Origin of the sequence: Subtercola boreus (assembly GCF_003399625.1) — a bacterium.
In the GTDB taxonomy this organism is placed as follows: domain Bacteria; phylum Actinomycetota; class Actinomycetes; order Actinomycetales; family Microbacteriaceae; genus Subtercola; species Subtercola boreus_C.
Map to the genome: position 1 here is coordinate 122,260 of NZ_NBXA01000014.1, position 26,388 is coordinate 148,647.

Genomic DNA, 26,388 nt, shown 5'->3' on the forward strand with positions numbered 1-26,388 from the left:
CTGTGAGCACTTCTCCAGCATCACCCGAAGCAGAACCGTCACAACCATGAGGAACGCGTGAGCCCCAGAGCAGTACAGGAACTCCAGCCGGCGTCGACCGACCCCGCGTTCATCCGCAACTTCTGCATCATCGCGCACATCGACCACGGCAAGTCGACCCTGGCCGACCGCATGCTGCAGATCACCGGTGTGGTCAGCGATCGCGACATGCGCGCCCAGTACCTCGACCGCATGGACATCGAGCGCGAGCGCGGCATCACGATCAAGAGCCAGGCCGTGCGCATGCCCTGGGCCCAGAACGGCCAGACCTACGCGCTCAACATGATCGACACCCCCGGCCACGTCGACTTCACCTACGAGGTCAGCCGGTCACTGGCGGCCTGCGAGGGCGCGATCCTGCTGGTGGATGCCGCACAGGGCATCGAGGCGCAGACCCTCGCCAACCTCTACCTCGCGCTCGACAACGACCTGAAGATCATCCCGGTGCTCAACAAGATCGACCTCCCGGCCGCCGACCCCGACAAGTACGCTGAAGAACTCGCCGGCCTCATCGGTGGCAAAGCTGAAGACGTGCTGCGGGTCAGCGGCAAGACCGGAATGGGCGTCGAGGAGCTGCTCGACCTCGTCGTCGAGAGCATTCCGGCACCCGTGGGCGACATCGATGCCCCGCCCCGCGCGATGATCTTCGACTCGGTCTACGACGCCTACCGCGGCGTGATCACGTACGTGCGCATGATCGACGGCAAGCTCACGCCTCGCGAGAAGATCATGATGATGAGCACCAAGTCCACCCACGAGGTGCTGGAGATCGGCGTGAGTTCTCCCGAGCCCACCCCCAGCAAGGGCCTGGCCGTCGGCGAGGTCGGTTACCTGATCACCGGCGTGAAGGATGTGCGGCTGTCGAAGGTGGGCGACACGGTCACCACGCACCTCCGCCCGGCGACGGTCGCGCTGAAGGGGTACTCCGAGCCGAAGCCGATGGTGTTCTCCGGGCTCTACCCGATCGACGGCTCCGACTACCCGATCCTCCGCGAAGCGCTCGACAAGCTGAAGCTCAGCGATGCTGCCCTCGTGTACGAACCGGAGACCTCTGTGGCGCTCGGTTTCGGCTTCCGCTGCGGATTCCTCGGGCTGCTGCACCTCGAGATCATCACCGAACGCCTCGAACGCGAGTTCAACCTCGACCTCATCGCCACTGCCCCGAGCGTGATCTACGAGGTGACCACCGATGACAGGAAGACGGTGACCGTCACCAACCCGAGCGAGTTCCCCGGCGGCAAGATCAAGAGTGTCAGCGAGCCCATGGTGAAGGCGTCGATCCTGGCGCCGAAGGACTACGTCGGTACGATCATGGAGCTCTGCCAGGGCCGCCGCGGCAGCCTCGACGGCATGGAGTATGTCGGTACCGACCGGGTCGAGTTGCACTACCACATGCCCCTCGGCGAGATCGTGTTCGACTTCTTCGACCACCTCAAGAGCCGCACGCAGGGCTACGCGAGCCTCGACTACGAGCCCATCGGCGAGCAGGAGGCCGACCTGGTTAAGGTCGACATCCTGCTGCAGGGCGAGGCGGTCGACGCCTTCAGCGCCATCGTGCACCGGGACAAGGCGTACGCGTACGGCGTGCTGATGACGGAGCGGCTGAAGAAGCTGATTCCGCGCCAGCAGTTCGACGTGCCCATCCAGGCAGCCATCGGCGCCCGCATCATCGCTCGCGAGTCGATCAGTGCGATCCGCAAAGACGTTCTCGCCAAGTGTTACGGCGGTGACATCACCCGGAAGCGCAAACTGCTGGAGAAGCAGAAGGAGGGCAAGAAGCGCATGAAGATGGTGGGCCGCGTGGAGGTTCCGCAGGAGGCGTTCATCGCTGCCCTCAGCGGCGACACCGAGACGAAAGACAAGAAGTAGAGCCGGCCATGCCGACAGAGGAACGCCGTACCCGGGCCACCCACAGCGGGCAGGCGCTCACCTATGCTGCCATCGGGGCGAGCCAGGCAGACGATCTGATGTACTACCCGCCGAAGGGGTTCAAGCCCTTCCAGGCACGGGCGCGGCTCGGCTCGGGAGACGAACGGTTCCAGTCGGCGGCCGAGGCGATCCTCACATGGGGCATCCAGCGCGGCAGCGGCATGACAGTGCAGAACATCGAACTGCCGGTCTCGAGCGACACCGACTATATCGGGCTCGTCTACGACGCGAGCGGCCAGCCGATCTCCCCCCGCCAGCCCGATGAGGGTTTCGTCTACACCGAAGACGGTACGCCGCACGTGTCGCCGGGCGTCACAGCCGAACTCGTCGTGCAGGTGTTCGGGGTGAAGTTCACCGCGCCGGTGCGGGTGGTGTCGGTGACGACGGATGCCCACCGTGTGGGTTTCGCCTACGGTACCCTTCCCGGGCATCCGGAGATCGGCGAGGAGAGCTTCATGGTGGAGCAGCACGACGACGGCGCGGTCTGGCTGGTCATCCGCAGCTTCTCGCGCCCCAGCACGTGGTACTACCGGCTGGGCACCCCGTTCCTGCGTTGGCAGCAGCGAAAGGCCACCCGGCAGTACCTCCGCGCCCTGCTCCCGGCCCGCACGGCATGACGGTCGGCGCCCGTGGGTAGCGCGCTTCCGCTCGGCGATCCCGCGCCGCTCGACGGGCTGCTGCCACCGTCGGTCGTCGAGCTCAGCCACGACCATCCGTTCGGGGTGTACCTGCACGTACCGTTCTGCCGAGTGCGATGCGGGTACTGCGACTTCAACACCTACACCTCGAGTGAGCTGCGCGGGGTGAAGCAGGTCGACTACGCCGGCCAGGCCGTTCTCGAGGTCGGTCTCGCCGCGACGGTGCTGAAGAACTCGGGTGTGAGGGATCGCCCCGTCTCGACCGTCTTCTTCGGGGGCGGAACGCCGACCCTCCTGCCGAGTGCCCAGCTCATCCAGATGCTGCGTTCTGTCGACGACGCCTGGGGCCTGGCGCCGGGTGCCGAGGTCACGACAGAGGCGAACCCCGACTCGGTGGATGCCCGGTACCTCACCGAGCTCGCCGAAGCCGGGTTCACGCGCGTGAGCTTCGGCATGCAGTCCGCCGTGCCGCACGTACTCAAGACCCTCGACCGCACCCACGACCCCGAGCGGGTGCCCGAAGTGGTGCGGTGGGCGCGTGACGCGGGGCTGCAGGTGAGCGTCGACCTCATCTACGGCACGCCCGGCGAGTCGCTCGGCGACTGGGAACGCTCGCTCGACTCGGCGCTGGCGATGGAGCCCGACCATCTCTCCGCCTATGCCCTGATCGTCGAACAGGGCACGAAGCTCGCCCGCCAGATCAAGTCGGGCGTCTATCCTGTGCCCGACGACGACCTCGAGGCCAACATGTACGAGCTGGCGGATGCCCGGCTCGCCTCGGCCGGCTACGACTGGTACGAGGTGAGCAACTGGGCGCGCTCCGGCCCCGACACTCCCGCGAGCGAGTTCCGTTCCCGCCACAACCTCGCCTACTGGCAGGGCCACGACTGGTGGGGAATCGGCCCCGGCGCGCACAGCCACATCGGCGGAACCCGCTGGTGGAATGTGAAGCACCCCGCCGCCTACGCCGAACGCATCCTCGCCGGGCACTCTCCGGCCGCGGGGCGGGAGACGCCCGACGCCCGGTCGCGGGAGATCGAGCGCGTGCTGCTTCTGGCGCGCATCCGGTCCGGCCTGCCTATCGCGAGCCTCGCTCCGGATGCCCGCCAGCAGATCGCGAGCCTCATCGGCGACGGCCTCATCGACGGAAGAGCCGCCCTCCGCGGCTCAGTCGAACTGACGCTGCGGGGGCGGCTCCTGGCCGACGCTGTGGTGCGCCGGCTCACCTAGCTGCTGTGGCTAGCAGCTGCTGTGGCTGCCAGCTGCTGCGGCTACTTGATGAACTGGATCGCGCACCACTTCGGGTAGGTGTAGCCCTCACCCTTGTTGGCGGCGATCGCGGCGATGATCGCGAACACGATGCTGATGATCCAGACCGCGATCACGATGACGGCGCCGATCAGCACGATCGTCAGGATGTAACCCACGATGTAGCCGATCAGGATGGTCAGCTGGAAGTTCAGGGCCGTCTTGGTGTGCTCGCGGATGAACTCGCCGCGATCCTTCAGCACCAGGTAGCCGATCAGCGCCGGGAGGAACCCGAAGATGATGCCGCCGACGTGGATGAGTGTCGACCAGAGGCGCTGGTCCTCCGGACGCATCGGCGCCACAGCCGGGTAGCCGGGAGACGCGGGCGGGGGAGTGGGCGGGCCGGCGGGAGGGAAGTCGTTCGACATGGGTGATGCCTTTCGTTGGCGGACATTCGGGAACGTCCGGTCAGGGGAGGGGTGTTATCTGATCCAGCGGTAGTTGATGGGGTAGCGGTAGCTGCCGCCGCCGTTCACCCGCATCCCGCCGATGATGGCGAAGACCAGGTTGACGATGACGACGGCCCAGGTGACGAGGCCGATGAGGAGGCCGAGGATCCCGCCCACGAACGGGATGAAGCCGAGGATGGTCGCCAGCACGTTCAGCACGATGATCGCTGCCGTGACATTGATCGTCCAGTTGAGCGCTTCCGTGCTCTCCTGCCGAACCTGGCGTCCCCGGTCCTTGAAGACGAGATGGATGACCAGTGCGGGCACGAGCGGGATGATGTTGCCGAAATGGGAGAGACTCGCCCAGAGCTTGTCGTCTTCAGCAGACAGCGGGGCTGCGGGCTGCGGGGCAGGCGGGGATGCAGTCGGATCGGACACCGGGATCTCCTAACTGGACACGGATACCCACAAGATAGCGGCAGCCGCCACACGGGGCAATGATTTTTGCTCAGCGTGTCGCGGTCAGGGATGCCTCGCCCATCCCAGCGTTATATAATTGGCACTCTGATCACGGGAGTGCTAAGCCGGTCGAGGAAGGTGGGCGTCATGGTCTCCGAACGCAGCCTCGAAGTTCTGCGCGTCATCGTGCACGACTACGTCGAGTCGCGCGAACCGGTCGGATCGAAGTCGATCGTCGACCGCCACTCGTTCGGAGTCTCTGCAGCGACCATCCGCAACGACATGGCCCTCCTCGAGGAGGAGGAGCTGATCACCGCTCCCCACACCTCCTCGGGGCGCATCCCGACCGACAAGGGTTACCGGCTCTTCGTCGACCACCTGTCGGATCTGAAGCCCCTGACCGCCGCCCAGCGCCAGGCGATCGAGACGTTCCTCGGATCATCCGTCGACCTCGACGATGTGCTCGCCCGCACCGTGCGTCTGCTCTCGCAGCTCACCCAGCAGGTCGCGATGGTGCAGTACCCGTCGCTGTCGACCGCGAAGGTGCGGCACATCGAGGTGGTCGCCCTCACCCCGTTCCGTCTCCTGACGGTGGTCATCACCGACAGCGGGCACGTCGAACAGCGCATCGTCGAGGTGTCGACGGAGGTCGACGACGACTTCCTGGCCGAACTCCGAACGAGAGCCAACGCCTCGGCGTCCGGCCTGGGTCTCGACGCCGCCGCGGCGCGGCTCGCCGAGTTCAGCGACCAGTTCGTGCCCGCGCGACAGGCCGCCGTTGCCGCCGTCAGCCGGGCGCTGATCGAGCAGGTCACCGCGAACCGGCAGGAGAAGCTCATCATCGCCGGGGCCGCGAACCTCGTGCGCACGGAGGGCGACTTCGCCGGCAGCATCCTCCCCGTGCTCGAGGCGGTCGAGGAGCAGGTGGTGCTCCTCCGCCTGTTCAGTGAGATGCAGGCCGACCAGCACGGCATGTCCGTGCGGATCGGCCGCGAGAACGCGTCGTTCGGCCTGGCCGAGACCTCGGTGCTCGCGAGCGGCTACAGCGGCGCCGGTTCGGCGGTTGCCCGGCTGGGCGTGCTCGGCCCGACCCGCATGGACTACTCCACGAACATCCAGGCCGTGCGGGCAGTCGCCCGGTACCTCTCGAAGAGCCTGGGCGAGAACTAGCGCCCGCGCCCCTCCCGACTCTTCACCTCCACTCACCAAACAAAGGAGAAGCCCTTCGTGGCTGACCACTACGACGTTCTCGGTGTCGAACGCACCGCTACCCCCGATGAGATCAAGAAGGCCTACCGCAGGCTCGCGCGCGAGCTGCACCCCGACGTGAACTCGGCTCCGGATGCCGAGGAGCGCTTCAAGGCGGTGACCCACGCCTATGACGTGCTGAGCGATCCCGGGCAGCGCCAGAGCTACGATCGCGGGCCGCAGGCCGGCTTCGGGGGAGGTGGCGGCGGAGCCCAGGGATTCGGCGGCTTCGGTGACATCTTCGAGACATTCTTCGGCGGACAGCAGGGTGGACAGCGCGGCCCCCGCTCGCGCGCCGAACGCGGACAGGACGCGCTGCTGCGCGTGGAGGTCGACCTCAGCGAGGTCATCTTCGGCACGCACCGCGACCTCGAGGTCGACACCGCGATCCTCTGCGAGACGTGTGGGGGATCCTGTGCCCAGCCGGGCACCCACGAGGTGACCTGCGACATCTGCCACGGCACGGGCCAGATCTCCCGCACGGTGCGTTCGCTCCTCGGCAATGTCATGACGAGTTCGCCCTGCGGCACCTGCCGCGGCTACGGCACGATCATCCCCGCCCCCTGCGTCACCTGCCAGGGTCAGGGCCGGATCCGCGCCCGTCGCACCATCCCGGTCGACATCCCCGCCGGCGTCGACACCGGTCTTCGCCTGCAGATGCCCGCCCAGGGCGAGGTGGGCCCGGCCGGCGGGCCGCAGGGCGACCTCTACCTCGAGGTGAAGGTGCGCCACCACGACATCTTCAGCCGGAACGGCGACGACCTGCTCTGCACCCTCGAGGTGCAGATGTGGGATGCCGTTCTCGGCACGATGACCACCCTGAAGGCGCTCGACGGCGACGTCGAGGTCGAGGTGAAGCCGGGCATCCAGAGCTCAGAGGTGCTGACGATCAAGTCGCGCGGCGTGACGAAGCTCCGGGGCGGCGGTCGAGGGGATCTCAAGATCGGCATCCAGGTCGTCACACCGACCAAGCTCGACCACAAGCAGAAGGAGCTGATGAAGCAGCTCGCCTCGGCGCACAAGTACCCGGCGCCGTCGCTCGGGCAGTTCCAGCAGGGCCTGTTCTCGAAGCTCCGCGACCGTTTCATGAACGCCTGAGCGCGCGGATGACGGCACAACACGGGAGCGCGCGAGCATGAGTTCGCTCTTCATCCGCGAAGACCTCGCGTCGATCCCGCACGAGGTGCGCGACGTCGTCTCGTTGCACGGCGAGGAGCAGAAGCACGCCGTCACGGTGAACCGCATCCGGGTCGGCGAGGCCACGTCGATCGGCGACGGCCGGGGCCTCGTCGTGAGCGGGCCGGTCATCGCCGTGTCGGGTTCTGTGCTGAGCATCGCCGTCACCGATGTCGGGCAGGTCGAGAAGGCGCCGCATCGCATCCATCTCGTGCAGGCGCTTGCAAAGGGCGACAGGGACGAGCTGGCCGTGCAGGCGGCGACCGAGCTCGGTGTCGCGCGGGTCTCGCCGTGGGCGGCGGAGCGCTCGGTGTCGCGGTGGGTGGGGCCGAAGATCGCCAAGGGACTGGATCGCTGGCGCACCATTGTGCGGGAGGCCACGAAGCAGTCGATCCAGGCCTGGGTGCCGGAGGTCGGTGAGCTGACGTCGACGAAAGACCTGGTGGCGCTGGCGCGAGGCTCACGGATGCTCGTGCTCGACCCGACCGCGGAGCTCTCCCTGACCGCGGTCGACCTCGGAGACGGAGGCGAGCCGGGTGGTGCAGGCGCCGACCTCGTTCTCGTCGTCGGACCGGAGGGCGGGATCTCGCCCGGCGAACTCGAAGCGCTTCAGGCGGCCGGTGCGACCCGTGTGAAGCTCGGAACGGGCATCCTCCGCACCTCCACTGCAGGTCCCGTGGCGATTGCCGTGCTGAACGTGCGGTTCGGTACCTGGAGCTGACGGCCTGCTCCTGCGGGATCGCGCTACGCCCACAGCAGAAGGCCCGGCCCGCTGTCAGGGGCTCCGCTTAAGATGAGGGCATGCCAGATCTCGTAGAACCGTCGATCTTCACCCGCATCGTGCGGAGGGAGATCCCGGCGACCATCCTCGCCGAGACCGAGCGGGTGATCGCCTTCGTCGATGTCGCACCGAAGGCCCCCGTGCACATCCTCGTCGTGCCGAAGACCGAGCAGTACGCGAACGTCGTCGAGCTCGCTGCGGGCGACCCGGGGCTCCTCGCCGAGGTCGTCGAGCTGGCGAACCAGCTGGCCGCCGAGCACTCCGACGGCGACTTCCGGCTCGTCTTCAACACCGGTGCCGGCGCGGGCCAGACCGTTTTCCACGTACACGCCCACGTTCTGTCGGGCAACCTCCAGGAAGGTTCACTTGCCTCGTTCTGAGAACAGCACCACGACGTCCGACGCCGTCATCCAGGTCGACGGGCTCGCCATGGTGCGCCTGCTCGGCCCCCAGGACAGGCTGGTCACGCTGGTCGAGAAGCAGTACCCGTCGGTGAGCATCCACGTGCGGGGCAACCAGATCACCCTGCAGGGGCCGAACGGCGACGTCGAGGCCGCGCGCCGGCTGGTCGATGAGTTGGTCGAGATGGTGCGGAACGGCAACGAAGAACTGACCGAGATCGAGGTGACCGCTTCGGCGCGCATGCTCGACACGGGCAGTTCGGTGTCGCCGTCGGCTGCGCTCGGCGAGCCGATCGTCTCGAGCCGCGGCAAGACCGTGCGTGCGAAGACGCTCGGCCAGAAGAAGTATGTCGATGCGATCGATGAGAACACCATCGTCTTCGGCATCGGTCCGGCGGGAACCGGCAAGACCTACCTGGCGATGGCCAAGGCGGTGCAGGCCCTGCAGCGCAAGGAGGTCAACCGCATCATCCTGACCCGTCCGGCGGTCGAGGCCGGCGAACGGCTCGGCTACCTGCCCGGTTCCCTGACCGACAAGATCGATCCCTACCTCCGGCCACTCTTCGATGCGCTGAACGAGATGCTGGATCCCGAGATCGTGCCGAAGCTGCTTGCGACGGGCACGATCGAGGTTGCGCCGCTGGCCTACATGCGCGGGCGCACCCTCAACGACTCGTTCATCGTGCTCGACGAAGCGCAGAACACGACGCCCGAGCAGATGAAGATGTTCCTCACCCGCCTCGGCTTCGGCTCCCGGATGGTCGTCACCGGCGACATCACGCAGATCGACCTGCCGCTCGGAACGAGTGGGCTGCAGGTCGTCCGCGGCGTGCTCGACGGGATCGAGGACATCCACTTCGCTACGCTGACGAGTGAAGACGTCGTGCGGCACACGCTGGTGGGCCAGATCGTCGACGCCTACACGAAGTACGACCAGATCCAGTTGGCCAAACGAGACAGCGCCGCAGCCCGGCGAGGAGAACGCGCATGAGCATCGAAGTGAACAACGAGTCGTCGATCCCGGTCGACGAGAACGCGTTGTTGCGGTTGTCGACGTATGCGCTCGAGCAGATGCACGTGCATCCCGATGCGGAACTGGCGATCGTCCTGGTCGACGAGGCCGCGATGGAACAGCTGCACGTGCAGTGGATGGACGAACCCGGCCCCACCGACGTGCTGAGCTTCCCGATGGACGAACTGCGGCCCGGCACCGAAGACGCGCCCACCCCCGCCGGGCTCCTCGGCGACGTCGTGCTCTGCCCGCAGGTCGCGGAGGGCCAGGCCCAGACCGCCGGGCATTCGACCCTCGAGGAACTGCTGCTGCTGACGACCCACGGCATCCTGCATCTGCTCGGCTTCGACCACGCAGAACCCGACGAAGAGAAGGAGATGTTCGGAATCCAGGGCGACATCCTCGTCGGATTCGCTCTGAAGGAGCGCCGCCGCCGCGCATGACCACTCTTCCCTCCGTCGGACCGTTCATCGCCATCGCCCTGGCGCTGGTGGCTCTCGGCGGCTTCTTCGCCTCGGCCGACGCGGCGATGGCGTCGCTCTCACGGGCCGACATCCTCGACCTCGCCGAGAAGGCGCGCGCCAAACGGTCGATCCGGGCGATCGCCGAAGACACCGGCGCGCACATCAACGTCGTCAACTTCGTACGGGTGGTGGCCGAGACCTCGGCAGCCGTGCTCGTCACCATCGCCCTCTCGGCGACCTTCGAACAGATCTGGGTCGTGCTGCTTCTCGCCATCCTGATCATGACCGGGGTGTCGTTCGTGCTGGTCGGATCGAGTCCGCGGAGCGTCGGCCGGGTGCACGCCCGGGGAGTGCTGATCGTGAGCGCCCTGCCCGTCCACCTCCTGCGGGTGCTGCTCGGGCCGGTCGCGAACGCGCTGGTGCTGATCGGCAACCGCGTCACGCCGGGTCGCGTGCGCTCCGCGTCGTTCTCGTCGGAGGAGCAGCTGCTCAGCATGGTCGACGAGGCCACCGAGCTCGATGTGCTCGAAGAAGACGATCGCGAGCTCATCCACTCGATCATCGAATTCAATGACACGGTCGTTCGCGAGGTGATGCTTCCCCGCACCGACATGGTGACGGTCGAGCACGATGCCTCCGTCGGGCAGAGCATGGGCCTCTTCCTCAGCCGCGGGGTGAGCCGGATGCCCGTGGTGCAGGGCAGCGTCGACGAGATCATCGGCGTGCTGTACCTCCGCGACGCCGCGCGACTGACCTACGAGAAGCCGAAGCAGGTCGACGTCGTCACCGCCGACAGCCTGGCGAGGCCCGCTCTCTTCATCCCGGAGTCGAAGAAGGTCGATGACACGCTCAGGCAGATGCAGCTCGAGTCGAACCACCTCGCCATGGTCGTCGACGAGTACGGCGGAATCGCCGGTCTCGTCACCATGGAGGATCTCATCGAAGAGCTCGTCGGTGACATCTCCGACGAGTACGACCGCGAGAACGTCGAGGTCGAGGAGCTCGCCTTCGGCGAGTACCGTGTCAGTGCGAGGCTCGCCGTCGACGAACTCGGCGAACTCTTCGGCCTCGAACTCGACGACGACGACGTGGACTCCGTCGGCGGCCTCCTCGGCAAGGCCCTCGGGCGGCTGCCCGTACCCGGGTCCGTCGCACACGTCGCCGGGCTCACCCTCACCGCAGAACGCACCGATCGCCGTCGGCGCATCAGCACTGTGCTCGTCACCCGCGACGCCGACTCCCCGGCCGCCACCCCCCTTCCGCTCTCGCCCCTCACCACCGAAAAGGACCCCCGATGATCGGCTCCGACATCGTCACAGACCCCGACTTCCGCGCAGGGTTCGTCTCCTTCGTCGGGAGGCCGAACGTCGGCAAGTCGACCCTCACCAACGCGCTCGTGGGTGAGAAGATCGCCATCACCTCGTCGAAGCCGCAGACGACCCGCCGCGCCATCCGGGGCGTCGTGCACCGGCCCGACGGCCAGCTGATCCTGGTCGACACCCCCGGCATGCACCGTCCGCGAACGCTTCTCGGTGAGCGGCTGAACGCCGTCGTGCAGTCGACTCTCGGAGACGTGGATGTGATCGGCTTCTGCGTCCCCGCCGACGAGAAGCTGGGTCCGGGCGACCGGTTCATCAACGAGCAGCTCGATGCCTTCCCGAAGGCGAAGAAGGTGGCGATCGTCACCAAGATCGATGCAGCATCCCGCCCGGCCGTCGCCGAGCAGCTGCTGGCCATCTCAGAGCTCCGCCCGTGGGAGGCGATCATCCCCATCTCCTCGACCAGCAATCTGCAGCTCGACATCCTCACCGCCGAACTGATCAAGCTGCTGCCGCGCTCAGCCAAGCTGTACCCCGACGACCAGACCAGCGACGAGGGTCTCGAGGCGCGCGTCTCCGAGCTGATCCGCGAGGCGGCGCTCGAAGGAGTTCAGGATGAACTCCCGCACTCGATCGCCGTCACGATCGACGACATGATCGAGCGTGACGACCGCGAACTCATCGAGATCTACGCAAACCTCTTCGTCGAGCGCGACAGCCAGAAGGGCATCATCATCGGCAAGTCGGGTTCGCGGCTCGGAGAGGTCGGGGCCCGCGCCCGGGCATCCATCGAACCGCTGGTCGGCAAGCAGGTCTTCCTGAGCATCCGCGTCAAGGTGGCCAAGGAGTGGCAACGGGACGCCAAGCAGCTGGGCAGGCTCGGATTCTGACGTGGTGGGCTCCCGGCGCGGCACGCGACCATTGACCGCTAACCTGTAATCGTGGCTGCAGTGAACCCCCAGAACCCGTTCGGCCAGGTGCTCGTCGCCCTGGTCACCCCCTTCACCGCCGACGGCGAAGTCGATTGGGCCAGCGTCGAGAAGCACATCGACACGGTCATCAACGACGGTGCCGACGGCATCGTGGTGTCGGGAACGACGGGGGAGACATCCACCCTGACCGACGCCGAGAAGGTCAGGCTCGTCGAAGTGGGCAAGTCGGTGTCCGACGGCCGTGCCAAGATCATCACGGGCGGCGGATCGAACGAGACCGCCCACGCCATGCAGCTCGCCAAGCAGAGCGAGAAGGCCGGTGCTGACGGCAACCTCGTCGTCACGCCGTACTACAACAAGCCGACACCTGCGGGAGTGCTGACGCACTTCCGGATGATCGCCGACGCGACCGATCTGCCGGTCATCCTGTACGACATTCCCGGTCGCACGGGCATCCCCATCACGTACGACACGATCCTGCGCGCGGCGAAGCACCCGAACATCCTCGCGATCAAAGACGCCAAGGGCGACTTCAGCGAGGTCAGCCGGGTGCTGAACCAGACCGATCTGATGTACTTCTCGGGCGACGATTCGAACGTGCTCCCGGCGCTGTCGATCGGGGCAACGGGGCTCATCGGCGTGACCAACAACATCGCGGCGAGGCCCTACCGCATCATGATCGACGCCGTGAACGCGGGCGACCTGGCCACGGCGACGGCGATGCACCAGGCGCTCGAACCGCTCGTGCGGGCGACCATGACGCACGTGCCCGGCACCGTCGCGACAAAGTACATCCTGCATGGCCTCGGCCGCATCGCGAGCCCTCGTGTGCGGCTTCCCCTTGTTGGCCCCGAAGAATGGGAGGCTGCGAAGATCGAAGACGAGATCGATCTGGTGCGGAGCATCCCCGGGGTCAGCTTCACCAACTTCCGACCCGACCGAAATGCAGCCGCCGGTGGCGCGCTGCCCAAGATTCCTGGTACGACCCGCTAGAACGCGGCACTTCTCACAACTCAACACACTCAAGGAGGGCATATGCCCAATACTTCATACGAACCCCGTCCCCTCGAAAAAGACACCCTGCGGGTCATCCCGATCGGCGGTCTCGGCGAGATCGGTCGCAACATGACCGTCTTCGAGATCAACGGCAAGCTGCTGATCGTCGACTGCGGCGTGCTCTTCCCCGAAGAGACCCAGCCCGGCGTCGACCTGATTCTGCCCGACTTCTCGCTCGTCAAGAATCGCCTGCACGACGTCGTGGGCATCGTGCTCACCCACGGCCACGAAGACCACATCGGCGCGGTTCCCTATCTGCTCCGCCTGAAGAACGACATCCCGCTGATCGGATCGGGCCTCACGCTCGCCCTCGTCGAGGCGAAGCTCAAAGAGCACCGCATCAAGCCCTACACCTTCCAGGTCGAAGAGGGCCAGATCGAGAAGATGGGGCCGTTCGAACTCGAGTTCGTGGCCGTGAACCACTCGATTCCGGATGCCCTCGCTGTCGCCATCAAGACGGTGGCCGGTGTCGTGCTCCACACCGGCGACTTCAAGATGGACCAGCTCCCGCTCGACAACCGCATCACCGACCTCCGTGCCTTTGCGCGGCTCGGAGAAGCCGGCGTCGACCTGTTCCTCTCCGACTCGACCAACGCTGACGTTCCCGGCTTCACGCCCTCCGAACGCACCATCGGCCCCGTGCTCGAGAGCGTCATCGCCAAGGCCCCGCGCCGTGTCATCGTCGCGAGCTTCTCGTCGCATGTGCACCGTGTGCAGCAGGTTCTGGATGCCGCACACGCCAACGGGCGCCGCGTGGCGTTGCTCGGCCGTTCCATGGTGCGCAATATGGGTATCGCCGAAGAGCTCGGCTACCTCAAGGTGCCCGAAGGCGTGCTCATCGACTTCAAGAAGGCCGGCGACATCCCCGACGACAAGATCGTCTACATGTCGACCGGTTCGCAGGGCGAGCCGATGGCCGTGCTGTCGCGGATGGCCAACCTCGAGCACCAGATCGAGGTCGGGCCGGGCGACACGGTCATCCTCGCCTCCTCGCTCATCCCCGGCAACGAGAACGCTGTCTACCGCGTGATCAACGGGCTGACGAAGCTCGGCGCGACGGTCGTCCACAAGGGCAACGCCAAGGTGCACGTCTCCGGCCACGCCTCGGCGGGCGAACTGCTGTACTGCTACAACATCCTGAAGCCCAAGAACGTCATGCCGGTGCACGGCGAGTACCGTCACCTCGTGGCGAACGCGCAGCTGGCCATCGAAACCGGTGTGCCGGCGCGCAACACGATCCTCGCCGACGACGGAACCGTCGTCGACCTGCGTGACGGTGTCGCGACGGTCGTGGGCCAGTACGACCTCGGTTTCGTCTACGTCGACGGCCAGACCGTCGGCGAGGTCACCGACGACGACCTGAAGGACCGCCTCGTGCTCAGCGAGGAGGGCTTCATCTCGGTCATCGTCGTGATCGAGGCCGGCACCGGTCGCATCGTGGTCGGTCCTGAGATCCACGCCAAGGGTTTCGCCGAAGACGACTCGGTCTTCGACAAGGTCAAGCCGAAGATCGCGGCGGCCCTCGCCGAGGCTGTCGGCAACGGAACCCGCGACACGCACGCCCTGCAGCAGGTCGTTCGTCGCACCGCCGGTCGCTGGGTCAACACGGCCTACCGTCGCCGCCCGATGATCGTGCCGGTGGTCATCGAGGCCTGACCCGCCCCGTCACTCGGGCGGGTCGGCCCGCCGGTTCCTACCGCCGCGCCCCCGCCCGCGCCTATCTCCGTCCCCGTCTGGACGCCCTCGACTTTCCCGTTCGTGCGGTGTTTCCGAGGCCCTCATGCTCGAATGGGAAAATCGCTCCGGTCGGGCTGGGGGCGAGCGCGCGGCGTGGATTTCCGAAAGATACGCAGAAGTCGCGTAATGAATGTTGCCTGGTTGTGTCTCTCAGTGTGAGCAACTACCAGGAGGATCATTCATGTTCACCACAAACACCAAGAAAACGCGGGCAATCGCCGGGGCAACCTTCGTCGTGGCCGCCGGGCTGCTGTTCAGCGGTGCGGCAACGGCCTCAGCTGATCCCGTGCCCCAGGCGAGCAGCACCGTCACGAGTTTCGCGTTCACGGCGCCCGCCGTGCGCCCGACCGGGGGCAATATCCGTGTCCACGCTGCGATCGAGCAGGTGCATACCGACCGCACCCCGCTCTTCGCCCGAGTCAGCTGCGACGGCGGGAGCTGGGCCAGGCTCACACCCGATATCGGAATGTATCCGAATCACGCAACACTCGTCACGGAACTGCCGGCTTCTGATTCCGGGAAGACCTGCATCTTGACGATCACCAGCGACAACCCGAGCCAGACGGTCTCCTTCCCCGATGCCGGCCCGACGATCTATCCGGGCGGGGTAAATGTCACGGGTGTGCTGGTCACACGAAGCCGCACGGGCGGGCTGTGAGGCTGCTTGTCTCGACCTCGGTAGCGCTGGCCGTCGTGGTGATCATGTTGGGGGGTGGGGGCGGAGCCGCGCAGGCGGGGCCGCCCGCACCTTCGGTGACCGGGGCTGCGGTCGCGACGTTCGTGGTGCCCACGGCCGCGCAGAACGGCGGGGCCGCGTACGTGCCCGTGCAGGGCGTGATCGAGGGTGCGGGCAGCAGCTACCGACTGCCCGACTACGTTGTCAGCATCGTGTGCGGCGGCACGAACCTCTACCCGCCGGGGCTGACCACGTTCGGTACGGGAACGATCACGTTCTCGGCGCTCGTGCCGATCAGCGAGACCGGGAACACGTGCGTTGTCGCGGCCACGTCGGCGATCCCGTGGCAGCAGGTCGCGTTCGAGCCGAGCCAGACGTGGGTGGCGAGCGAATTCCTGCCGACGGCCCGCGTCGACATCCTCGGCCGTATCGTCACCCGTTCCGCGACCGGCGGGCTGTAGGCGCCGAGTCGCCTGCCCGTCTGCGCGGCTTTCTCTCAGGTTTCGTGCACATTGGGGAAAGTCGCGTAATCGTTTGGCAGTTCTGGCATCTCTCTGTTGGGAACAATCCCCACTTACAGAGAGAGAATCCAATGTCTTCCGTCTTTTCCCGTCGTTCGGTCGCCGCGATGGCGTGTGCCACGGCCATTGTTGCCCTGTCTTTCGCGTCGGCTGGCGCTGCCAATGCCACGCCTACGGCACCCCCGGCGATCAAAAATAGTTCTGTGTCATTTTCGGTGCCTCTGGATGCTGCTCACTCGACCGAACCGGTAGGTGTCAGCGCAGGGTTTTCGAACCCCCTCGGTTACATCGATCCCAACCTCTTCTCGGTGACGGTTGGCTGCGATGACGGTTTCAGCATGAAAGCACAGATGACGGGCAATTTCCTGCACTACGGGCCGGTCGTCCAGTGGGACCTGCACGCAGGCATGGCGCTCCCCGCCAGCGAGCGTGGGCACACCTGCACCATCTCGACGACTGCGCCCTCTGGGCGAAAGATGATCCTTGGGACGCCATGGATCGGTAGCCCCGATTCCGATGTACCTCTCGCTGTCTATTCTTACGGTGACGTCATCGTGAACAGCCGCACCGGCGGGCTGTGAGCACAGCTGACGCGGCTCTGCCGTGACACCCCCGCCGACCAGCAGGGTTGGCGGGGGGTTCGGCAGTAGCGTAGGCGCATGGCTACGAGTACCAGGGCGAACTCCCGCGCGCGCGGCGCAGCAGGCGGGCGCGGTGGCGCAAAGGGCGCTGCCGCCGGAACGACAGGGGCTGCCGGGGCGAAGGGCGCATCCGCAGGTCGCGGCACGCCCGCGAAGGCTCCGGCGAGGCAGCAGGCCACTGCCACACAGAAGACGGTGAAGTTCCCCGAGCAGAACGAGGGCCCCGGCATCTTCACCGTGATGTGGCTCGGCGTGGCCCACCTGGTGGGCGGCGCGGCCCGCGCCTTCGGGCACGAGAAGCTCGCGAAGGAGGAGCGCCGTGACGGGTTCCCGTTCCTGCTGTTCCTCCTTGCCGTGGCCGGCGCTGTCATCGAGTGGTTCCTCGTGGCGAGTCCCGTTGCCAACCTCCTCGACGCCTACACCTTCGGCGGGTTGTTCGGCCGCGTGGCCTACGCGCTGCCCGTGGTGATGCTGTTGCTCGCGATCTGGCTGTTCCGGCATCCGAACAGCGTCGACGACAACGGACGCATCGGCATCGGGCTGGGAATCCTCCTCCTCACCGTCTCTGGTCTCTGCCACATCTTCAGCGCCCAGCCCTCGCCTGCCGAGGGTATGGAGTCCCTCGCCACAGCGGGCGGCGTGCTCGGCTGGGTCATCGCGGCCCCGCTCATTCTCGTGATCACGCCCGTCGGCGCCACCATCGTCGTCTGCGCCCTGCTGCTGCTCTCGCTCTTCATCATCACGAAGACTCCACCGAACAGGGTGGCGGCCCGCTCGCGCGAGCTCTACGCCTACCTGTTCGGAGCGGCGTTCGGCGAGGCCCCTGAGGCGCGCGAACCCAAGGCGGACAAGCCCGCCCGCGGCAGGAACGCGCAGACCGGTGACCTGGAGCTCGACTTCGACCACGTCGACGATGAGTCGCTCCCGTGGTGGCGACGCAACAAGAGCGGCCGCGAGGAAGATCCCGCGTTCGACTCACCGATCATCCCCACCGACGCCGTCTCGCCCACCGCGGCCCGAACGACCCCCCTGCACGTCGTCGACCGCACTCCGCCGCCCGAGGTCATCGACCGCACAGTGAACGAGACCATCGGCTTCGACGCCGCCCTGCTCGGTGACATGGAGGCCGCCGAACAGGCCGTGAAGCGATTCACGGGTGAGATCCTGCCCGGCTCGAAGTCGACCACCGGCATCCGCGACGATGCCGCGATGGATGCCTCGTTCACGGGTGTGCTCCTCGGGGAGACGGCCACGGGTCCGGCTCGGGGCGCTCCGGCGGCCGTGCCCTCTCCCGTCGGGGCGACGGTGCAGGATGCGCTGCCCGGCATGAAGCCCGACGACACGTTCATCCCCCTGGCCGAGGTGAAGGAGCTCGAGGCGCTCAACTACTCGCTCCCGCCCGTCGGGAGCCTCGCGCTCGGCGAGCCCTCGAAGGCCCGTTCCCAGGCCAACGACGACATCGTGCGTGCCCTGACCGACGTGCTCTCCCAGTTCCAGGTCGATGCGAAGGTCACCGGGTTCTCGCGTGGCCCGACCGTCACCCGCTACGAGATCGAGCTCGGCCCGGGCGTGAAGGTCGAGCGCGTCACGGCGCTCAGCAAGAACCTCTCGTACGCGGTCGCCAGCAACGAGGTGCGCATCCTGTCGCCCATCCCGGGCCGGAGCGCGATCGGAATCGAGATCCCGAACACCGATCGCGAGATCGTGGTGCTCGGCGATGTGCTCCGTTCCGCCAAGGCGACGAACGACACCCACCCGATGACGATCGGCGTCGGCAAAGACGTCGAAGGCAAGTTCATCATCGCCAATCTCGCGAAGATGCCCCACCTCCTGGTCGCAGGTTCCACGGGTTCGGGCAAGTCGAGCTTCGTGAACTCCATGGTGACGAGCATCCTGATGCGTGCCACGCCAGCCGAGGTGCGGATGGTGCTCATCGACCCGAAGCGCGTCGAGCTCACGGCCTACCAGGGTGTGCCCCACCTCATCACGCCCATCATCACGAACCCGAAGAAGGCTGCGGAAGCACTGGCCTGGGTCGTGAAGGAGATGGACATGCGCTATGACGACCTCGAGAGCTTCGGGTTCCGTCACATCGACGACTTCAACCGCGCCGTGGTGAACAAAGAGCTGGTTCTGCCCGTCGGCAGCAGCCGGGTGCTGAAGCCATACCCCTATCTGCTCATCGTCGTCGACGAGCTCGCAGACCTGATGATGGTCGCTCCGCGCGACGTCGAAGACTCGATCGTGCGGATCACGCAGCTGGCCCGGGCCTCCGGAATCCACCTCGTGCTCGCGACCCAGCGCCCGAGCGTCGACGTCGTCACCGGCCTCATCAAAGCGAACGTGCCGTCGCGCCTGGCGTTCGCCGTCACGAGCGTCACCGACTCCCGGGTCATCCTCGACCAGCCCGGTGCCGACAAGCTCATCGGGCAGGGCGACGCGCTCTTCCTCCCGATGGGGGCGTCGAAGTCGATCCGCGTGCAGGGCGCGTGGGTCAGTGAGTCGGAGATCGCGAAGGTCGTCGAGCACGTCACCCGCCAGGCGAGGCCGGAGTACCGGGCGGATGTCACCGTCGCGGCGGCCTCGAAGCAGATCGACGCCGACATCGGAGACGACCTCGAAGTGCTGCTGCAGGCAGCCGAACTCATCGTCAACACGCAGTTCGGATCGACCTCGATGCTGCAGCGAAAGCTCAAGGTCGGGTTCGCGAAGGCGGGCCGCCTGATGGACCTGCTGGAGTCGCGGGAGATCGTCGGCCCGTCAGAGGGCTCGAAGGCCCGCGATGTGCTGGTGACCGCCGAGCAGCTTCCCGAGGTTCTGGCGATGCTCCGGGGCTCGGATGTCGCAGCGACACCCTCACCGTCGGTCGCCGGATCCCAGCCGCAGCAGGGCGCTTCGGCCGCCGGAGGGTCGTTCGCCGAGCGTTTCGGCCCGGAGCAGATGGACTACAGCGATCCCCTCGCGGAGCCCGGCCCCGGGTATCCTGAGGTGGAGGGCGACACGGACGAAGACGCGTGGGGCCTCACCGGCAGAGAGTAGCAGCATGACCGATTCGCCCGAAGCGCGGGCCGCAGCCGCGCAGAAACCCAGCAACTGGAACCTGCCGAACGCCATCACGGTGGTGCGCATCCTGCTCGCTCCGGTGTTCTTCGTCATGCTGCTGGCCGACAATGGGTCAGACGGAGTCGTGCGGTATCTCGCCGCGATCCTGTTCATTCTCGCGATCGCGACCGATGGCGTCGACGGGCACCTCGCCCGAAAGAACAACCAGGTAACCGATCTCGGCAAGATCCTCGACCCGATCGCCGACAAGGTGCTCACCGGGGCGGCCCTCGTCGGTCTGTCGATTCTCGCCGAGCTCCCGTGGTGGGTCACGATCATCATCCTGATCCGGGAAATCGGCATCACGGTGTTCCGGTTCGCCGTCATCAAGCGCCGCGTCATTCCTGCGTCCCGCGGGGGGAAGCTGAAGACACTCGCGCAGTCGATCGCAATCTCCCTTGCCCTCCTGCCGCTCTGGATCCCGCTCGGTGACTGGATGTACTGGGTGAACGCCATCTTCATGTCGATCGCCTTCGTGCTGACCGTCATCACGGGGCTCGACTACCTCTACCAAGACCGCAAGCTGAACCGTGCCGCCACGGCGGGAGACGCTTCAGCGTGACCGACGACCTCACCGCCCGGTTGCTGGCCGACCTGCAGCAGCGCGGAGAGACGCTCGCAGTGGCGGAATCTCTGACCGGGGGCCTCCTCGTCGCCGAATTCATCCGCCCCGCCGGTGCCTCGAACGTCGTCTATGGCGGGATAGTCGCCTACAACACCGCTGTCAAGGCCTCACTGTTGGGGGTCGATGCGGAGCTGCTCCGAAAACACGGACCTGTGCATCCGGAGGTCGCCGAACAGATGGCCGAGGGAGCGAGGCACGCACTGGCCGTCGACGGTTCGCCGGCCTCGATCGGCATCTCCACGACAGGCGTCGCCGGCCCGGGTTCCCAGGACGGCCATCCTGAAGGCACCGTGTTCATAGGGATCTCGCTGGATGGGGGCACCCGCAGCTTTGCGCTGCAACTCCACGGGGACCGCGGTCGGGTGCGCACCGCAGCGGTCAGCGAGGCCGTGCGAATCCTGAGTGCCCAGTTCTGAGCGACTTGCGCGGGAATGACTCAGGTTTCGATCTCGTTACACCTGTTGTCATTAACGACGAAAGTCCAGTCTGGGTCGTTTAGAGTTTGTCGTACGAGATATCGACTGGACAGCAAAGCTGAGGAGGCTCCGATGATTTTAGTTCGTCAAGAAATCGGCGACGTGCTGCGGGACTTCCGTCTTCAGAAGGGTCGAACCCTTCGCCAGGTCGCAAGCAAGGCCAGCGTCGCACTCGGTTATCTCAGTGAGGTCGAACGTGGCCAGAAGGAAGCATCGAGCGAGATCCTCGCGTCGGTGGCCGATGCCCTCGACACTCCCATCTCCGTGATCATGCGTGAGGTCGGCGACCGTCTCGCCGTCATCGAGGGGATCGACACCATCCCCGACACCGTGCCCGACGAGTTCGTCGCAGGGTTCGATGCGTCTCTGGCGGCCCGCTAAACGGTGCGCGTCAGCGAATTCCGGCAGGCCGTGCTCGATGAGTTCGGAGCCGGCTACGGTCGTGTGGTGACCGGTGACCTCGTGTTGTCCGAATTCGGCGGCCGCACGGCAGAGCAGTCCATCGAGGCGGGTGAGGATGCCCGTGAGGTGTGGCTGGCGCTGTGCCGTGCGTCCGATGTGCCCGAGAGTCGCTGGTACGGCGTGGGTCTGCCGCAACCTCGTTCCTGACGGGGAATCGCCTTCGTGCACGAGATACGTCGCGCACCTGTGTTCGAAAGATGCAACACGCCGCTCTGATCTCTCGAAGATGTGTTCGAAAGGGATAGTCTCCTTCACAGCAGACGTTTCTTCGCCTTTGTCCACAGATCGGATCTTCGCCACCGCCAGTGTCGGTGGGTCTCCGTAACGTGGTCGAGGTAAGCAGCAGACGCGAATATGCCTTGTCGTCAGCCCGGTGAGTCGCCCGTGAGGGGCGTCGGATGCCGGGCGCGACAGCCTATAGGCGCACCGTAACGCGGCGCAGATCCGAAGAGAGAATCTCATCCACGAGAGGCTCCGGGTCGGGCGAGCACTGATTCAAGGAGACAGCACATGCCCTCAGACGCAACTCGTGAGAAAGCTCTCGAAACCGCCCTCGCCCAGATCGATCGCCAGTTCGGCAAGGGCTCCGTCATGCGCCTCGGCAGCGATGACCGCGCCCCTGTCGAGGTGATCCCCACCGGCTCCATCGCGCTCGACGTCGCGCTCGGTATCGGTGGTCTGCCCCGCGGGCGCATCGTGGAGATCTACGGGCCCGAGTCGTCGGGTAAGACGACGCTCACCCTCCACGCGATCGCCAATGCCCAGCGTGATGGCGGTATCGCAGCGTTCATCGACGCCGAGCACGCACTCGACCCCGAATACGCGAAGAAGCTCGGTGTCGACATCGATGCGCTGCTCGTCTCCCAGCCCGACACGGGGGAGCAGGCGCTCGAGATCGCCGACATGCTGGTTCGCTCCGGCTCGATCGACCTGATCGTCATCGACTCCGTGGCGGCACTCGTGCCCCGCGCGGAGATCGAGGGTGAGATGGGCGACTCCCACGTGGGTCTCCAGGCCAGGCTCATGTCGCAGGCTCTCCGCAAGCTGACGGGTGGTCTGAACCAGACGAACACCACCATGATCTTCATTAACCAGCTGCGCGAGAAGATCGGTGTGTTCTTCGGCAGCCCGGAGACCACGGCCGGTGGCAAGGCGCTGAAGTTCTATGCCTCGATCCGCCTCGACATCCGGCGCATCGAGACGCTGAAGGAGGGCACCGAGGCCGTCGGTAACCGCACCCGGGTGAAGGTCGTCAAGAACAAGATGGCGCCGCCCTTCAAGCAGGCCGAATTCGACATCATCTATGGCATCGGCATCTCGCGGGAAGGCAGCCTGATCGACTTCGGTGTCGAGCACGAGATCGTGCGCAAGTCCGGTGCCTGGTACACCTACGACGGTGACCAGCTCGGGCAGGGCAAGGAGAACTCCCGCCGTTTCCTCAAGGAGAACCCCGACGTGGCGCTCGAGATCGAGAACAAGATCAAGATCAAGCTCGGACTGCTCGCCGACCCCAACGCACCCAAGGTCGTTCCCGCCGCCGACGCGAAGGGTGCCGCGGGCGCAGGTGCCGGCTCTGTCGAGGCCGCGCCGGTCAAGACGACTGCTGCGCGCAAGAGCGCCTAGTCGTGGTCGCCAGGGTCACGTACCTTCCCGGTGTGGTGCCGCCCGCTGAGGCGGCGGCACCGCCACCCGTCGATGAGTTCGCCGAAGCGTCGGGAGTAGCCGAACTCGAGGATGCGCCTGTTGTATCAGCCGTCGTACCGAAGGCACTGCCGACCGTGTGGTGGACAGAAGAGGCGAAAGAGGAGGCTGTGGAGGCTCCCGCTGAGGCCGCGGTGGCCGCAAGTCGTCGTTCAGGCCGTACGCCTGTGTTCGTCGAGGAGGCGGAAGACGACGAAGAACCCATGGGCGAGGGCGAGCGTGCCGCCTTCCTCGAGAACATCGTGGTGCGTGCCCTGGCCCGCAAGGGTCTCTCCGAATGGGAGGTGAGCCGGCTCCTCGGCACCAACGGTGTCGAGGAGCACGAGCTCGAGGTGTTCCTGGAGCGGTATCGCAGCAATCGCTACATCGACGACTACGACCTCGCCGAGAACCTGGTGGAGTCTCTCCACAGGCGGAAGGGCTTCGGTCGGTCGCAGATCAAGGCGGAGCTGTCGGCGAGACACATCCAACAGGAGATCGTCTCCGCCGCGCTCGATGCGCTCGACGACGACGATGAGCTGAAGCGGGCGACCGAGCTCGCGGAGAAGCGTGCCCCGTCCCTCGCCCGGCTCGACGCCGCCACGGCCGAGAGACGCCTCACGTCGTTCCTGATGCGGAAGGGGTACCCGTCGGCGATCATCCGCACCGCTGTCAGCGCGGCGCTCAGCCCGCAGACGCGCGGGGTGCGGTTCCGCTGATCGTCCGGCAGGCGACAGCTCGAACGTAGACTGGGGACACTATGAGCAGTGTGAGTGAAGCCCCGACGATCATCCTCCCCTCCGTTGCAGCGGCGGGGGAGTCGGGTCAGGCGCGCACCTACGAGGTCCGCACCTATGGCTGCCAGATGAACGTGCACGACTCCGAGCGACTGAGCGGTTCGCTCGAGGCGGCAGGGTACATACGCGACCAGTCGGGTGAGCCCGACGTCGTGGTGATCAACACCTGTGCGGTCCGTGAGAACGCCGACAACAAGCTCTACGGCAACCTCGGGTTCCTGGCGTCGGTGAAGAAGCGCCACGAAGGCATGCAGATCGCCGTGGGCGGCTGCCTCGCGCAGAAGGACAAGTCGGTCATCCTGTCGAAGGCGCCCTGGGTCGATGTGGTCTTCGGCACCCACAACATGGGGGCACTGCCCAGCCTGTTGGAGCGAGCGCGGCACAACGACGAGGCGCAGATCGAGATCCTCGACTCGCTCGAGACGTTCCCGTCCACGCTGCCGACCAAACGCGATTCGAGCTACAGCGGGTGGGTCTCCATCTCGGTGGGATGCAACAACACCTGCACGTTCTGCATCGTGCCGTCGCTTCGAGGCAAAGAGAAGGATCGCCGCCCGGGCGAGGTGCTCCGCGAGATCCAGTCGCTCGTCGACGACGGTGCCATCGAGGTGACACTGCTCGGCCAGAACGTCAACTCCTACGGTGTCGAGTTCGGGGACCGCCAGGCGTTCAGCAAGCTGCTGCGGGCGGCGGGCACCATTCCCGGGCTCGAGCGGATCCGGTTCACGAGTCCGCATCCGGCGGCGTTCACCGACGACGTGATCGACGCCATGGCCGAGACGCTGGCGGTGATGCCGCAGCTCCACATGCCGCTGCAGTCGGGATCCGACCGCATCCTGAAGGCGATGAAGCGTTCCTATCGCTCCGAGAAATTCCTCGGAATCCTCGACCGGGTGCGCGCACGGATGCCGCACGCCGCGATCAGTACGGACATCATCGTCGGTTTCCCCGGTGAGACCGAGGAGGATTTCCAGGAGACGCTGCGGGTCGTCGAGCAGGCGCGCTTTGCGACGGCCTTCACCTTCCAGTACTCCATCCGGGCCGGAACCCCGGCGGCCACGATGCCGGATCAGGTTCCGAAGGAGATCGTCCAGGAGCGGTATGAGCGCCTGACGGCCCTCCAGGACAGGATCGCCTGGGAGGAGAACCAGATGGTCGTCGGTCGCCGGGTGGCGCTTCTGGTGGCAGCTGAGGGCCGCAAGGATTCCGACACGAAGCGCCTGAGCGGCCGCGCAGAAGACAGTCGTCTGGTGCATTTCGATGTGCCGGAGGGGTCGGCGGTACCGCGCCCCGGGGATGTCGTCACCGTTGAGATCACGGGCGCGAAGCCGTACTACCTGATCGCCGACTCTCGTGACGGCGCCCCGCTCGACGTTCGCCGCACGCGTGCGGGCGATGCCTGGGAGCGCGACCAGTCCGACTCGTGTGCGGTCCCGGTGTCGGGTGGAGCTGCCGCCGCGAGAGGTGCGCAGGGCGCAACCGGCAGCACCGCCCCGGGGAGGGTGTCCCTCGGGCTTCCGTCGCTCCGGGTTGCGACCAGCCCGATCTACGATCTAGCCGACGATCTCCGCTGAGCCCGGCGTGGAGCACCTGCCCCAACTCGTGGCGGTTGTCGGTGCGACGGGCACCGGCAAATCCGAGCTGTCGCTCGGCCTGGCCGAGCGACTCATCGCGAGCGGCCGACCCGCTGAGATCGTCAACGCCGACGCAATGCAGTTGTATCGCGGGATGGACATCGGAACGGCCAAACTCACCCTCGAACAGCGGCGGGGGATCCCGCACCACCTCCTGGATGTCCTCGACGTGTCGACTGACGGCTCCGTTGCCGACTATCAGCGTGATGCGAGGGCCGCGATCGACGAGATCCGCGCGCGCGGGGCCGTGCCGATCCTCGTCGGTGGATCGGGACTCTACGTCTCCTCGGTGATCTACGACTTCCGTTTCCCGGTGCGCGACGAAGCGGTACGGGCCCGGCTGGAGACCGAGCTGGAGGAGCGCGGGCTCGGTGTGCTGTGGCAGCGACTGAAGAGTGCCGATGCGGAGGCCGCGACATCCATCGGCCAGCACAACGGGCGCCGGGTCATCCGTGCGCTCGAAGTGATCGAGCTCACCGGAAAGCCCGTGACCGGCCAGCTCCCCGAGGAGCCGGTCTGGTGGCGTGACACTGCGGTGATCGCGCTCCGGCATCCGCGTGAACTGCTCGTGGAACGACTCGAACGGCGCGTCGAGGAGATGTGGCGGGCCGGCCTTGTCGCCGAAGTCGAGTCGCTGGTGCCTCTCGGCCTCGAACAGGGAACAACAGCGCAGCGCGCCATTGGCTATGCGCAGGCGCTGGCGGAGCTGCGGGGCATCCTGTCGGAAGGCGATGCCGTGGCTGAGGCGCAGGCGCTCACCAGACGCTACGCGCGGCGGCAGGTGAGCTGGTTCAAGCGCTACCGAGATGCCGTCTGGTTCGAGGCCGACGACGAGGTGCTCGTCGACGGGGTGCTGGCCAGCATCCACACGCCGTCGTCCTAGCGC

The 26,388-nt window shown here is 66.4% G+C and carries 27 protein-coding genes; 25 read left to right on the forward strand and 2 right to left on the reverse strand.

The features are described from left to right. The first annotated feature begins 57 nt into the window (after nt 1-57). Genes lepA through hemW form a run of 3 tightly spaced genes read left to right on the forward strand, consistent with a single transcriptional unit; the run spans nt 58 to nt 3,836 of the window. Nucleotides 58-1,908, forward strand: a complete 1,851-nt coding sequence (gene lepA, locus B7R21_RS06975) for a translation elongation factor 4 (protein ID WP_116282515.1) — start codon at nt 58-60, stop codon at nt 1,906-1,908. 8 nt (nt 1,909-1,916) lie between these two features. Next, a complete protein-coding gene (locus B7R21_RS06980; protein ID WP_116282516.1) occupies nt 1,917-2,585 on the forward strand; it encodes a DUF1990 family protein in 669 nt (222 codons plus the stop codon). A 12-nt stretch (nt 2,586-2,597) separates the two neighbouring features. Next, nucleotides 2,598-3,836: a radical SAM family heme chaperone HemW gene (gene hemW / locus B7R21_RS06985; protein ID WP_116282517.1), complete on the forward strand. Its 1,239-nt coding sequence runs from the start codon at nt 2,598-2,600 to the stop codon at nt 3,834-3,836. Between the two features lie 41 nt (nt 3,837-3,877). Here hemW and B7R21_RS06990 read toward each other — a convergent pair whose 3' ends face one another. Both B7R21_RS06990 and B7R21_RS06995 read right to left on the reverse strand, forming a co-directional pair. Next, on the reverse strand, nt 3,878-4,282 hold the full coding sequence (locus B7R21_RS06990; RefSeq protein ID WP_367379390.1) for a DUF4870 domain-containing protein: 405 nt from the start codon (nt 4,280-4,282) through the stop codon (nt 3,878-3,880). A 54-nt stretch (nt 4,283-4,336) separates the two neighbouring features. Further along, nucleotides 4,337-4,741: a DUF4870 domain-containing protein gene (locus B7R21_RS06995; protein ID WP_116282518.1), complete on the reverse strand. Its 405-nt coding sequence runs from the start codon at nt 4,739-4,741 to the stop codon at nt 4,337-4,339. Nucleotides 4,742-4,909: 168 nt separating this feature from the next. Here B7R21_RS06995 and hrcA point away from each other — a divergent pair, with 168 nt between their 5' ends. The 22 genes from hrcA (at nt 4,910) to miaA (ending at nt 26,385) form a co-directional block, all read left to right on the forward strand. Continuing rightward, entirely contained in the window at nt 4,910-5,932 is a 1,023-nt protein-coding gene (gene hrcA / locus B7R21_RS07000) for a heat-inducible transcriptional repressor HrcA (protein WP_116282519.1), read from the forward strand. A 57-nt stretch (nt 5,933-5,989) separates the two neighbouring features. Next, nucleotides 5,990-7,108: a molecular chaperone DnaJ gene (dnaJ, locus tag B7R21_RS07005; protein WP_116282520.1), complete on the forward strand. Its 1,119-nt coding sequence runs from the start codon at nt 5,990-5,992 to the stop codon at nt 7,106-7,108. 37 nt (nt 7,109-7,145) lie between these two features. Then, nucleotides 7,146-7,907 carry a 16S rRNA (uracil(1498)-N(3))-methyltransferase gene (locus B7R21_RS07010; RefSeq protein ID WP_116282521.1) on the forward strand — a complete coding sequence of 254 codons (762 nt, stop codon included), beginning with the start codon at nt 7,146-7,148 and terminating at the stop codon, nt 7,905-7,907. 80 nt (nt 7,908-7,987) lie between these two features. Further along, nucleotides 7,988-8,347 (forward strand): HIT domain-containing protein, encoded by a 360-nt coding sequence (locus B7R21_RS07015; protein WP_116282522.1) that lies wholly within the window; start codon nt 7,988-7,990, stop codon nt 8,345-8,347. A gap of 49 nt (nt 8,348-8,396) precedes the next feature. After that, the gene (locus tag B7R21_RS07020; RefSeq protein ID WP_116282583.1) at nt 8,397-9,359 is read left to right on the forward strand and encodes a PhoH family protein; all 963 of its coding nucleotides are present in this window, start codon (nt 8,397-8,399) and stop codon (nt 9,357-9,359) included. After that, entirely contained in the window at nt 9,356-9,823 is a 468-nt protein-coding gene (gene ybeY / locus B7R21_RS07025) for an rRNA maturation RNase YbeY (RefSeq protein WP_116282523.1), read from the forward strand. The genes B7R21_RS07020 and ybeY overlap by 4 nt, the downstream gene beginning before the upstream one ends. After that, nucleotides 9,820-11,142, forward strand: a complete 1,323-nt coding sequence (locus B7R21_RS07030; protein WP_116282524.1) for a hemolysin family protein — start codon at nt 9,820-9,822, stop codon at nt 11,140-11,142. Before ybeY ends, B7R21_RS07030 begins: the two co-directional genes overlap by 4 nt. Next, nucleotides 11,139-12,053, forward strand: coding sequence for a GTPase Era (gene era / locus B7R21_RS07035; protein WP_116282525.1), 915 nt, complete (start codon nt 11,139-11,141; stop codon nt 12,051-12,053). Before B7R21_RS07030 ends, era begins: the two co-directional genes overlap by 4 nt. A gap of 60 nt (nt 12,054-12,113) precedes the next feature. After that, nucleotides 12,114-13,088, forward strand: coding sequence for a 4-hydroxy-tetrahydrodipicolinate synthase (dapA, locus tag B7R21_RS07040; RefSeq protein WP_116282526.1), 975 nt, complete (start codon nt 12,114-12,116; stop codon nt 13,086-13,088). 42 nt (nt 13,089-13,130) lie between these two features. Further along, nucleotides 13,131-14,807: a ribonuclease J gene (locus tag B7R21_RS07045; RefSeq protein WP_116282527.1), complete on the forward strand. Its 1,677-nt coding sequence runs from the start codon at nt 13,131-13,133 to the stop codon at nt 14,805-14,807. 262 nt (nt 14,808-15,069) lie between these two features. Next, nucleotides 15,070-15,546 (forward strand): hypothetical protein, encoded by a 477-nt coding sequence (locus tag B7R21_RS07050; protein WP_116282528.1) that lies wholly within the window; start codon nt 15,070-15,072, stop codon nt 15,544-15,546. Continuing rightward, nucleotides 15,543-16,025: a hypothetical protein gene (locus B7R21_RS07055; protein WP_116282529.1), complete on the forward strand. Its 483-nt coding sequence runs from the start codon at nt 15,543-15,545 to the stop codon at nt 16,023-16,025. Before B7R21_RS07050 ends, B7R21_RS07055 begins: the two co-directional genes overlap by 4 nt. A gap of 131 nt (nt 16,026-16,156) precedes the next feature. After that, nucleotides 16,157-16,666, forward strand: coding sequence for a hypothetical protein (locus B7R21_RS19695; RefSeq protein ID WP_147305839.1), 510 nt, complete (start codon nt 16,157-16,159; stop codon nt 16,664-16,666). Between the two features lie 78 nt (nt 16,667-16,744). Continuing rightward, nucleotides 16,745-19,765, forward strand: coding sequence for an FtsK/SpoIIIE family DNA translocase (locus B7R21_RS07065; RefSeq protein WP_116282531.1), 3,021 nt, complete (start codon nt 16,745-16,747; stop codon nt 19,763-19,765). A 4-nt stretch (nt 19,766-19,769) separates the two neighbouring features. Next, complete coding sequence (pgsA, locus tag B7R21_RS07070; RefSeq protein WP_116282532.1) at nt 19,770-20,390, forward strand: CDP-diacylglycerol--glycerol-3-phosphate 3-phosphatidyltransferase; 621 nt, start codon at nt 19,770-19,772, stop codon at nt 20,388-20,390. Next, nucleotides 20,387-20,869 (forward strand): CinA family protein, encoded by a 483-nt coding sequence (locus B7R21_RS07075; RefSeq protein ID WP_253259679.1) that lies wholly within the window; start codon nt 20,387-20,389, stop codon nt 20,867-20,869. The genes pgsA and B7R21_RS07075 overlap by 4 nt, the downstream gene beginning before the upstream one ends. A 132-nt stretch (nt 20,870-21,001) precedes the next feature. Further along, nucleotides 21,002-21,310 (forward strand): helix-turn-helix domain-containing protein, encoded by a 309-nt coding sequence (locus tag B7R21_RS07080; RefSeq protein WP_116282533.1) that lies wholly within the window; start codon nt 21,002-21,004, stop codon nt 21,308-21,310. A 3-nt stretch (nt 21,311-21,313) separates the two neighbouring features. Continuing rightward, nucleotides 21,314-21,538, forward strand: a complete 225-nt coding sequence (locus B7R21_RS07085; RefSeq protein WP_116282534.1) for a DUF3046 domain-containing protein — start codon at nt 21,314-21,316, stop codon at nt 21,536-21,538. 363 nt (nt 21,539-21,901) lie between these two features. Continuing rightward, entirely contained in the window at nt 21,902-23,014 is a 1,113-nt protein-coding gene (recA, locus tag B7R21_RS07090; protein ID WP_116282535.1) for a recombinase RecA, read from the forward strand. A gap of 2 nt (nt 23,015-23,016) precedes the next feature. Continuing rightward, nucleotides 23,017-23,790, forward strand: a complete 774-nt coding sequence (locus tag B7R21_RS07095; protein ID WP_116282536.1) for a regulatory protein RecX — start codon at nt 23,017-23,019, stop codon at nt 23,788-23,790. Nucleotides 23,791-23,831: 41 nt separating this feature from the next. Further along, nucleotides 23,832-25,442, forward strand: a complete 1,611-nt coding sequence (miaB, locus tag B7R21_RS07100) for a tRNA (N6-isopentenyl adenosine(37)-C2)-methylthiotransferase MiaB (protein ID WP_116282537.1) — start codon at nt 23,832-23,834, stop codon at nt 25,440-25,442. Nucleotides 25,443-25,458: 16 nt separating this feature from the next. Then, a complete protein-coding gene (gene miaA / locus B7R21_RS07105; protein ID WP_116282585.1) occupies nt 25,459-26,385 on the forward strand; it encodes a tRNA (adenosine(37)-N6)-dimethylallyltransferase MiaA in 927 nt (308 codons plus the stop codon). The last annotated feature ends 3 nt before the right edge of the window (nt 26,386-26,388 follow it).